Origin of the sequence: Candidatus Clostridium eludens (assembly GCF_045310515.1) — a bacterium.
In the GTDB taxonomy this organism is placed as follows: Bacteria; Bacillota; Clostridia; order Clostridiales; family Clostridiaceae; genus Clostridium_B; species Clostridium_B eludens.
Map to the genome: position 1 here is coordinate 1 of NZ_JBJHZX010000073.1, position 10,525 is coordinate 10,525.

The 10,525-nt window shown below is 30.1% G+C and carries 11 protein-coding genes and 2 pseudogenes; 9 read left to right on the top strand and 4 right to left on the bottom strand.

The genetic code is table 11. From position 1 onward, the window contains the following. Positions 1 to 90: 90 nt before the first annotated feature. The 6 genes and pseudogenes from ACJDU8_RS24110 to ACJDU8_RS24135 all read left to right on the top strand — a co-directional run. Positions 91 to 321 (top strand): annotated as a pseudogene (locus ACJDU8_RS24110) (isochorismatase family protein); the annotation flags it as partial. Between the two features lie 173 nt (positions 322 to 494). Continuing rightward, complete coding sequence (locus ACJDU8_RS24115; RefSeq protein ID WP_406794728.1) at positions 495 to 752, top strand: hypothetical protein; 258 nt, start codon at positions 495 to 497, stop codon at positions 750 to 752. A 361-nt stretch (positions 753 to 1,113) separates the two neighbouring features. Next, positions 1,114 to 1,890 (top strand): methyltransferase domain-containing protein, encoded by a 777-nt coding sequence (locus ACJDU8_RS24120; RefSeq protein ID WP_406794730.1) that lies wholly within the window; start codon positions 1,114 to 1,116, stop codon positions 1,888 to 1,890. A 91-nt stretch (positions 1,891 to 1,981) separates the two neighbouring features. Further along, a pseudogene (locus ACJDU8_RS24125) lies at positions 1,982 to 2,676 on the top strand (aspartate/glutamate racemase family protein). A 200-nt stretch (positions 2,677 to 2,876) separates the two neighbouring features. Continuing rightward, entirely contained in the window at positions 2,877 to 3,629 is a 753-nt protein-coding gene (locus ACJDU8_RS24130; protein ID WP_406794731.1) for an MBL fold metallo-hydrolase, read from the top strand. Continuing rightward, the gene (locus tag ACJDU8_RS24135) at positions 3,622 to 4,095 is read left to right on the top strand and encodes a flavodoxin (protein WP_406794732.1); all 474 of its coding nucleotides are present in this window, start codon (positions 3,622 to 3,624) and stop codon (positions 4,093 to 4,095) included. The genes ACJDU8_RS24130 and ACJDU8_RS24135 overlap by 8 nt, the downstream gene beginning before the upstream one ends. Positions 4,096 to 4,375: 280 nt before the next feature. Here the strand turns inward: ACJDU8_RS24135 and ACJDU8_RS24140 are convergent, their stop codons facing one another. From ACJDU8_RS24140 to ACJDU8_RS24155, 4 genes are all read right to left on the bottom strand, one after another. Beyond that, entirely contained in the window at positions 4,376 to 4,720 is a 345-nt protein-coding gene (locus ACJDU8_RS24140) for an SdpI family protein (RefSeq protein ID WP_406794733.1), read from the bottom strand. 235 nt (positions 4,721 to 4,955) lie between these two features. Beyond that, on the bottom strand, positions 4,956 to 5,405 hold the full coding sequence (locus ACJDU8_RS24145) for a DUF6773 family protein (protein WP_406794734.1): 450 nt from the start codon (positions 5,403 to 5,405) through the stop codon (positions 4,956 to 4,958). 2 nt (positions 5,406 to 5,407) lie between these two features. Next, a complete protein-coding gene (locus tag ACJDU8_RS24150; protein ID WP_406794735.1) occupies positions 5,408 to 5,602 on the bottom strand; it encodes a helix-turn-helix transcriptional regulator in 195 nt (64 codons plus the stop codon). A 444-nt stretch (positions 5,603 to 6,046) separates the two neighbouring features. After that, the gene (locus ACJDU8_RS24155; protein WP_406794736.1) at positions 6,047 to 6,715 is read right to left on the bottom strand and encodes an HAD family hydrolase; all 669 of its coding nucleotides are present in this window, start codon (positions 6,713 to 6,715) and stop codon (positions 6,047 to 6,049) included. Between the two features lie 850 nt (positions 6,716 to 7,565). Between ACJDU8_RS24155 and ACJDU8_RS24160 the strand changes: the two genes are divergently transcribed. The 3 genes from ACJDU8_RS24160 (at position 7,566) to ACJDU8_RS24170 (ending at position 10,464) form a co-directional block, all read left to right on the top strand. Further along, a complete protein-coding gene (locus tag ACJDU8_RS24160) occupies positions 7,566 to 8,345 on the top strand; it encodes a Shedu anti-phage system protein SduA domain-containing protein (RefSeq protein WP_406794739.1) in 780 nt (259 codons plus the stop codon). A 160-nt stretch (positions 8,346 to 8,505) separates the two neighbouring features. Next, complete coding sequence (locus ACJDU8_RS24165; RefSeq protein ID WP_406794737.1) at positions 8,506 to 9,651, top strand: Shedu immune nuclease family protein; 1,146 nt, start codon at positions 8,506 to 8,508, stop codon at positions 9,649 to 9,651. A gap of 192 nt (positions 9,652 to 9,843) precedes the next feature. Continuing rightward, positions 9,844 to 10,464, top strand: coding sequence for a type I restriction enzyme HsdR N-terminal domain-containing protein (locus tag ACJDU8_RS24170; RefSeq protein WP_406794738.1), 621 nt, complete (start codon positions 9,844 to 9,846; stop codon positions 10,462 to 10,464). Positions 10,465 to 10,525: the final 61 nt, after the last annotated feature.

Here is a 10,525-nt window from a genome sequence, read left to right on the forward strand (position 1 = left end):
CCCCATATCTTACTTTCATTTTAATCTTTATTGGGAACTTTCTCAATTTATCTTGTACTATTTTTATTCTAGAACTAAGATGCGTTTTCTAATCCTAGATTTGAAGCTTTTTTAGCTGAACAACAAATTAGTGAATTATATCTTGTTGGACTAGATGCAGCAGGGTGTGTTTATTTTACAGCAAAGGGAGCTTTAAAACGAGGATACAATGTCTCCATCATTAAAGACGGAATTCTCTTACTAGCCGAAAATAAATGGGATAAGCTTTTAAAGAAGTTTAAACAGGATGGCATTACTCTTGTATCGAGTAATGAATTTTAGAAGTGAGTTTCTAAAACGAGATATTAATGCATAGTCACCTTTTTCTTCATAAAAACTATTAAAAAAAGTATGTACTAACCTTTAAAATTCAGATATGGTATAATTCCCATAAAAATTAAGTTCAAACTATAAGATGTGTAAATTATTTATAAATCATTAATGGGGGTGTGACTTTGAAAAATGAATATTTAATAATGAAAGTTATGAGTGATATTTGTCTAATAGCAACAATAATATTAGCTATATGCTTTTTTATAGTTCATATCGAAAGTAAAAAGTTACTACCTATTGTTTTTATTAATTTATTAATTTGTCAAATTTTAAATTACATGCAAAATAGGACTTCTAGTGAATATACAAAATATGATGGAATAAAAATATTTTTATCCTGTGTATTATTTTTGGGGATTGCGGCAATTGTAATATTGTAATGAAAATAACTACTAAAGTAACAACTATAAAATTTAGGTGATTTATCTAGTATTATAAAAATGCACACTTGGCGAAGGGTGCATTTTTAGTTTTGGAGTTTTTATCTTTAGTAGTTATAGAAATTTCATTTTCAGCCAATTGAAGATTGCAATATGTTTAAATAATCAGGTTTTTTATCAGTTTAGAAGGAATTTAGGAATATATGTAGAAATATATGTAGAAATATCTAGTGTAAAAGTTTATTATAGGAAAATAAGAGAGGCAAATATCGTGCTAAAGATTATAGATATTTAGCCAGGAAGTGTGGTAAGGGCAAATTTATCAAGACGATTATATATATTAATTTCAGGAGGCGATATTATGGCAGATTGGAATTCAGCACAGTATTTAATGTTTAGAAATGAACGAACACAACCATCAATTGACTTAGTTAATCGTATATATAATGATGAACCAAAAAAAATTATCGATATTGGATGTGGCCCAGGAAACAGTACCCAGGTTTTAGCACAACGATTCCCTAATGCATATGTTCTTGGGATTGATAATTCTCAAAATATGATTGAAAAAGCAAAAATAGATTATCCTGATCTTGATTTTAAGATTTGTGATGCAGGTAAAGACTTATCTATTCTTGATAATGATTTTGATGTTGTTTTTTCAAATGCTTGTATTCAATGGATACCAAACCACAATCAACTTTTGAAGAATATGATTGGGTTATTGAAACCAAACGGAATACTTGCAGTACAAACGCCAATGAACTATCAGGAGCCAATCCACAAAATCATTGAAGAGGTTTCAACGAATGAAAAATGGAAATCAGAGTTTACTAATCCTAGGATTTTTTATAATCTTACACAAAGTGAATATTTTGATTTGCTTTCAGAAATTTCATCAGAATTTTCAATGTGGGAAACTATATATTGTCACAAATTAAAATCTCATAAGGACATTATGGAATGGTATCGTGGTACAGGATTAAGACCATACTTGGATGTTTTATCAGATGAAAAAAAGAAAGATTTTGAGCAAGATGTTTTTAACAGAGTAATAAAGGAATATCCAATACAGAAAAATGGAAATGTCATTTTTAGGTTTCCGAGATTCTTTTTTATTGCAATATCAAAAGCTTAAGAAGATGAGTTAATGAGTAAGGTCCACGAAGAGTTGCAGGGGTTATTTGTAGAATATAAAGATATTGTAAATGCACAAAGGGAGTGATTAGTTGAAAACAATTGGATTAATAGGAGGAATGAGCTGGGAATCTACACTTGAATATTATAAAATCATAAATGAAACTGTAAAGTTGAAATTAGGTGGTTCTCATTCTGCAAAATGCCTGATGTATTCAGTAGACTTTCAAGAAATAGAAGTATTACAACACGAAAATAAATGGGAAGAACTAGAGGCTATTATGGTTAATGTTGCTGAAAACTTAAAAGGGGAGGTGCTGATTTTGTTGTAATATGTACTAATACAATGCATAAACTAGCAAGTGCTATAGAAAATAGGATAGGAATAAAAGTCTTGCATATAGCAGAAGTAACAGGTGAAAAAATAATCCAAGACAGAATGAAAAAAGTTGGGTTGCTGGGAACTAAATTTACTATGGAACAAGATTTCTATAAAAAAATGTTGAAAGAAAACTTTGACATAGATGTAGTTATTCCAGATGAAAACGAAAGAGAAATAGTCCATAAGGTCATTTATAATGAACTCTGTAAGGGTATAATAGATAAGGTTTCAAAGATGGAATATATAAAAATAATAAATAATTTAGCTTTAAATGGTGCCGAGGGTATAATATTAGGGTGTACAGAAATACCATTACTAATAAAACAAGAGGACGTTAACATACCAATTTTCGATACACTGAAAATACATGCTGTTTCTGCTGTTGAATTTGCCCTAAATAAATAACAACTGTATAAATATTTTTTATATACCGGAAGTGCCATTGCTGGAACAAGAACAATTCATGCTTTTGGTGGAAAAAGGATTCATAAGTAAGTATAATGAAATAAAAGAACGGTTAATATAAATACGCAAATTTCTTAATAAGTGTCATAAATATAAATTATTATAAAGTAACTTTACTATAAATGAGAGGAGAGATTAAGTTGAGAATAGCAGATGGAATTGAAATGCTTGAAATACCTTGTAATATAATGGGGAGGATAGCCAACATTTACCCTGTACTAATATGGGATGACAAGGAGATGCTTCTTGTAGATACAGGTTTTCCTGGTCAACTGGAAAAGTTTCAGGAAGCAGTAAAAAAGGTGGGATTGCCTTTTGAAAGAATCAGCAAGATACTTTTAACCCACCAGGACATAGACCATGTAGGTTCTCTTGCAAGTATTGTAAAAGAGCTTGATGGAAAAGTTGAAGTAATTGCCCATGAAATAGAGAAACAATATATAACAGGAGAAAAGACACCAATCAAGCTGGCACAGCTTGAAAAAAATAAGGATTCTCTTCCTGATGACAGGAAGGGTTTTTATGAAATACTTAAGGGCGGTTTTGCTAACGCCAAGGCTAATGTTGACAGGACCGTAGTAGATTGTGATGTACTTCCATACTGCGGAGGGATAAAAGCAATTTATACACCGGGTCACACTCCAGGTCATATCTGTCTTTATCATAGAAACAGTAAAACTCTTATAGCTGGTGATGAGATGAATATTGAGGATGGTCATTTAACAGGGCCTAACAAAATGCATACTTATGACATGGGTGAAGCAGTGAAATCTCTTCAAAAATTCGCTCGCTACGATATACAGAACATAGTATCCTATCATAGCGGGTTATACAATGATAATGCCAATAAAGCTATTTGTGAATTAATTGAGAGTAGCAGAGCGCATGAGTAACGTTTTGATTGTTTATTATTCATTTTCAAAAAGTACTCAGAAATTAGCTAATGAAATAGCCCGGAAAACGGGTGGAGATATAAGGGAACTGATTCCCCGAAAAGCATATTCTTTTAATTACAACACTGCTTCCAAAGAAGCCAGAAATGAAATTATGCGTGGAGTTTGCCCTGAGCTAAAGTCAGGAAATGAATCGATTGACAGTTATAATACTGTTTTCGTTGGAACCCCAAACTGGTTTAAGTCACTGACTCCACCAGTTTTGACTTTTTTGAGAAAACATGATTTTTCTGGAAAAACAGTGATTCCCTTCTGTACTCATGGAGGTGGGGGATTTGGAGAAATTGAAAAAGAGATTGCAAAAGAATGTTTGAATTCTAGAATGCTTCCAGGCATTGCTGTATGCGGTAATGCTTCAGCAGAACAAATATCAGATTGGCTCAAGAAAATTGGATTATTAGCTTAAATGGTAAATTCCAGTTTATAGAGAAGTATGTTAAGAAGGTAAGTAACATATTAGAATATCTCATTATTCGGAAATGAATTTGCGGTATTTTTTTATTACATACTTTTGGGTATTACATGTATATTGGATGTCTAATAATATTTAGTTATTTTATATCTCTTTGAAAATATTAATTCACCTTTATATTTTGAAGTAGGCCATAGAAAATGCAGCCTACTTCTTGTCTACTATTTTCAATTTCAAAGTACTGTATCTGTGAGCAATATTTTTCCTAAGAACATTATAACTTCTTAATACCATCTTTATTAAATATTTTCCTTAAGTGGATTTCTGTATAAAAGACAAAACTTAAAGTACATAGTACTGTAAATATACTAGAAAATCTTATTATTTCTGTTTCATTCCCCTTATATAAAAAACTAATTAATAATGAAAATATCAAAGATATAACCCCACCTGTGATAAGCATAATAGCAGCAAATCGATTGCCTTCATTCCATGTTTTTTGATTTTTCATAGCGAAAGGTGTCTTATATCCTAAAGAAGTATTTATACATTCTGGTGGCCACAATTTTAGTATAAACCCTATAACAATTATAAAAATATTAATCCATATCATACCCATATAGCTTAATCTTACCCCCTATTATTTCATCTTGATTTACAGTGTGGATTTAACTTTTATAGAGATTATAGCACATATACCGTATTATTACTTGGATATTTTGCTCTATATTTGAGGATACTGCTCCTATACGTGATGTGGGGAACTTTTAATTTTGAATAATATAATTATCAAGTACATACATTTAGCTACTTTTCATGTTTCCAAATTCAGTTATTCAACAACCTATATAATATCATTTTTCATCATCGTTAAATTGTTCTTCATATTTTTTTACTTGTTTTTTTTCTGATTTATTTACCACAAAATATATAAAAACAAATAAAACTATAAATATTAAGATGTTGAAAACCGCACTTTTCCAATGAAAATTGTTCCTTTGTATAATTGTTTTATAGACAAATGCTCCGAATATAGCAACTAGTACGACGCATTGCATTGCAACTACTTTAAAAGATAGGTTAGAACTTTTGTTAACATGTAGGCTTACTTTCATACTGCGTGCCCTGATAAACTGGTATAATGGAACAATAATCATTATAATATATTCGGTCCAGCACCTTGATAAATCTATATTGTAAATCCACAATTTAGCTAGAAATGATATAACTACAATTCCATACATTAGTAATGCTAATTCACTATTAATTTTGTTAGTTGCCTGTTCTATTCTCTCATCTTTCATTTCTATTCCTCCCAAAAAATATCATTTAATGTTTTCTTCAATGCCTTACAAATAGCGATACATAATTGCAATGAGGGATTAAATTTTCCAGCTTCTATCATGCCTATTGTTTGTCTTGTTACGCCTACTATATCTGCTAACTGTTCTTGAGATAAATCTAGTGAGGCTCTTGCTGATTTCATTTTAAGATTTTTCATCTATATTCCTCCTTACAGTATAGTTATACTATATATTATTCATAATGTCAAATATATATTGCATTTAAAATAGTATATATTACAATCTGGGTTCTAAAATAAGAACTATACTCAATAGCAAAACGAGATGCAACTTTGTAAAACCAAATGCAATGTTTGTAATCAAAAACTGAATGTTTGTAAACAAAATGCAGTTTGATTTTCCTAGGAACACGAAATCTGGCAATACAAATTTCTACGATGAAATTATCGCACTTGGCATTACACTGAACACACAGCTTACAGTAAGCTGCAGATTTCCTATTACAAAAAGATTTATTACTAGTATTAGTTAATATCCGAAATATACAGTAAAGGAGCAGGAAAAATCAAGTGATTCAGAGGTTCAGATGAAGAAATGCTTATCTCCATCTGAACATTGGAAGAACCTTTTCAGGCCAGCTGTTAATTTCCTGCTGATAGACTGTCTAATTCTAACAAACATTCAAAGGAATCTATATATCTATCACAAAGTAGCTGTATTTCTTTTTTTTGGTCATATGCATATTCATCATATACTCCAATGGTATAAAAACCTGCACTCTTTGCCGTTCTGATTGCATAGTCGGCATCTTCATAAACTATGGTATCTGCTATACTTGCTTTCATTTTCTTTAGAGCAAGATAATAGATATCCGGCTTGCTTTTTCCAGTACCAACCTCATCGCAGCATACCACAAAAGAAAAATATTGTAACACTTCCAGACGTTTCAGTACTACCTCTGCCAATTGTACTGGTGTAGCTGTAGCTACACACATTACTACGTTATTTCTTTGTAAATATGAAAGATACTCTTTGACATATGGTTTTAATGGTATTTCATACTTATACTTATCTTTAATTAATTGATTCATATCAGAAATAATTCGTTCTGGACAATTGCTGATTTTTAACTCTTTTCTGAAATAGTTGGCTGATTCTGTCATAGACATTGCACTTATGATTTCATTCAAGTTTTTTGGGGCTTTAACTCCCTTTTTTGTAAGATAATCTTTTCCGAGATTCTTCCATACAGGCATAGAATCTATAATGGTGCCATCCATATCAAAGATAGCATGTCTATATTTCCTCAATATTTATTCCTCCATTTATAATTTTTCAAGTTATATTGATTATACTATCAATTACAAACATGTGAAATATCATGGCACTGCCTTTCCTCTTCATAAGGTTTCTATTAACTAAACACAAGACTTTGGCCTTTTTAAGAATTATACAAAGCACATAATACTAAAACCACAAATATCCATACCTGGTAACTATTCAAAGACTATAATATGTTTAAATGGTTAGGTTTCTTATCAATTTTAGGAGGAATTTAGGAATACGTGTAGAAATCTCTAATGTAAAAGTTTATTAAAGGAAGTAAAGGACATAAACATTACTTCGTAGGTTGTAGATATTTAGCTAGAAGTCAGATACCCATATCATTAGAGGAGGCTGAAGCAGAGTGGTATACACCTTGTAGTGTTTGTAATCCGCCACAATAAAAGAGAGTTCTTTAGAGTTATGATAAAAGTAAAGAAATTTATAGTATTAGATGAAAAATGATATAAAAATATGAGAAATGTACTATGATTTCTATGTAAGATGGATTAAAGTAATGTAATATTGTGTCTATTATGAGAAGTTAGGATTTGCAATAGAAGTAATGAAAATTATATGTATACTGTTTTTATGTACAATCTAAAAACAATTTAATGTATGAATCTGTGGCTTATTAATAACTAATAACTATGTAATCCTCACCACATGTGACTAAAAAGCAAATGAGTTTCGAGAAAAAACTATTAGATAGAATCTTAAATTTTTTACGATACGGAGAAAGCAAAATGTTAAAAAAAGATATCAGATTATTACAGATTGTCCAAGACCTATGGAGTGGGATGAATATGAAAATAAAATTATTAAGGAATATGATATATTGATGAAAACAAAAAAAATGATGAAACATCATTTCAAGATTTTTTTGAAAGATATCCATGTATGTTACCTGGTGCCTTTGGCTTTTTTGGTGAGTCAGGACATACACCTTTTAATAATGTATTAATAACTCAACCGAAGCTTACGGGTTTAACTACAAGAATACCTGATTTTTTGTGGATTGCCAATGATAGTTGTACTATATATCCTATATTTATCGAAATAGAAAAACCTTCTAAAAAATGGTTTGTCTCTGATGGAAAACCAAGTTCAGAATTTATTCATGCTCAAAATCAATTAACAGATTGGAAAGTATGGTTTTCTAATCTAAATCATCAAAATTTGTTTTTTCAATACTATAACGTAGATACTGAATTCATGAGAGGGAAAAGTATAGAACCATATTATGTTCTTATCTACGGCTGTAGAGATGAATTTATAGATAAACCAGAATTAAATATAAAAAGAAGCCAATTGCCAAGGGAAAATGAAATTTATATGACTTTTAATGGAATAATGCCTAACATTAAAGGTAGAGATATTATTACATGTACAGTTAAAGAACAAAAGTATTACACTAAATATGTACAACCAGTTTTTAGATTAGGACCAGTTTTCTCTGAAGAAATGAGTAAGATATATAGCGAAGCGGAAGCTATAAGTAATAATAATTTTATAAATGATAATAGAAAAAAGTTTTTATTATCAAGATTATCATATTGGGATGAATTTGGACATATGACTCGACAGGGAGTAATAAATACAAGTGATTGGGAGTAACGGTCATTTAGCACTGTACATACATATTGCCCATATAATGATAAATTATGTCTATAATTAGAAGTTAAGATTAAAGCTAAAATACCAGGTTGCTTAAATGTCGGTAATTCATTAGTTATGCTAAAGAAGAATATGTTAAATAAATTGAGGAGAATTGAAAGTGATTGAATTAAATATTAAGGATAAGAAAATAGAGCTAGTTAACGAACAATTTAGGCTGAATGGAGAGTATTCAGGTAACTTCTTAACGCACATATATAATGATCTATATGTTTTTGATAATGAGGATCAAGAAATAGGTGATTTTTATGAAGCCATCAAGACATTATCTATTAAAGACATTCCTAATAATGTTCACTTTGTAATATTGAATATCAGTAGTAGTAAAATATCAAATCCGTTACATAGGCTACCATTTCCTTTTACTCTTATGGAATTTTTAAAAAGAAATAATGAGTTTTTTGTAATATATGAGAGTTTTGTAGATGATGAGGAATGGAAAAAGAAATGGGAAGCAAGATACTACTTTCATAAGATAGAAGAACAAGTAAAGCATTTTGATGGGGTTAGCGCAATTGAGTATGACGAAAAATTTTCTTCTTATGAGGAAAAAGGGAAAATAATGATAAAGGTTCTCGATAATGTAGAAACTATAAAACAGGCCTTTGAGAAATCGTTAGAAATACTTAACATATTAATTAGTAGAGCAGAAAATTCGATGTTGGGATTAGATGGATTTATTAAGTTAATTAATATATGGAAAGAGAATATTGAAAACAATGATGAAAGTTTCTGGCAAAGTACTTTAAAAAAATATTCTTGGGTAATTGCACAATGCTTTTCTATGCCTTTAATGTTATTCCAGGATCAAGCTTATGTAGGTGATACAAGTATTGACAATAGAAATGGAAGTATTGCTGATTATGCATATAAGAATGATCTTACAGGCAGTCTAGTACTTGTTGAAATTAAAAATCCTAAAGCAAATATAATTGGAAGAAAATACAGAAATACGTATACAATATCATCAGAATTAACAGGTTCGATAAATCAACTTCTAAATTATAAAAATAATTTACAAAAAGAATTTTATAAAGTCCAAGCGCAAACTTCTAATCAGCTAAAAACATTAAATTCGAAATGTTTACTTATTATAGGAAGATTAGATGTATTAGACAATAATCAAAAAGAAAGTTTTGAATTGTTTAGAAATGAACTAAAGTCGGTTGATATAGTAACTTTCGATGAATTATTTCTAAAAGTAGAAACTATGATAAATATAATAAAGGAAAATCAGGATTTTTAGAGAATAAGTCAATCCTTTGCAAGCAAAAGTTTTTGCACAGCTTGGCTTGAAAAAAATAACTAAGCCACACATGAAACACTGGTCAAGTCTGGCTAAGTGTCTCAGCGTCGGAAATTCGAAACATTAGCTGAAATTTATCACTACGTTAGTAATCGGAATAGTATTATTTTATATGGATCGGGGTGTGAATATATGGCGAATAGAGAAGAATTAATTGAAGAAATAGTAAGTTGCAATCCGCTAAATGAAGCGGAAGTCGAAACAAAAATACTTCTAAACATTTTTAAGTTATTAGGTTTTACACATTATGATCGAGCAGATAAGATTGCAGTTGAGATGTACTTCGGAAGAGAGAAAAAAATAAAGGTTGCAGATTTTATACTTTATAATGGTACAGACCGTTCAGCACAGAGCGCTTTAATTGCTGTTGAAGCAAAAAAAATTGGTGAGAGTTTAGATGGTGCAGAAAATCAAGTGATTTCCTATTCTGCATGGGTTGGAACGCCTTATTATATGGTATGCAATGGAGAAAAACTTCTTATTTCCAGACATAATCCGCAATCAATTAATGTTGAAAAAGTACTTATTGATATTAAAAATATTGATATAGATTTTGATGTAGTTAATAGTTTTACAAATAAAACAAAGGTGCTTATTTGTAAAGAGCGAATTGATTACATAAACACTTACTACCCTAAAATTGAACTGCTACCTTCTGCAGAGTTTTTTAGTGAGTATTTATCAAAATTGAAAGCAAGATTCTCCTATCATTCACAGATAATAAAACCACTATCATCTCTCTTAAGCCCCTAAATAGGTTTGGACAATTACATCTGTATTTATTATAATGTAGAAAGTGATTGGAGGTAAACTA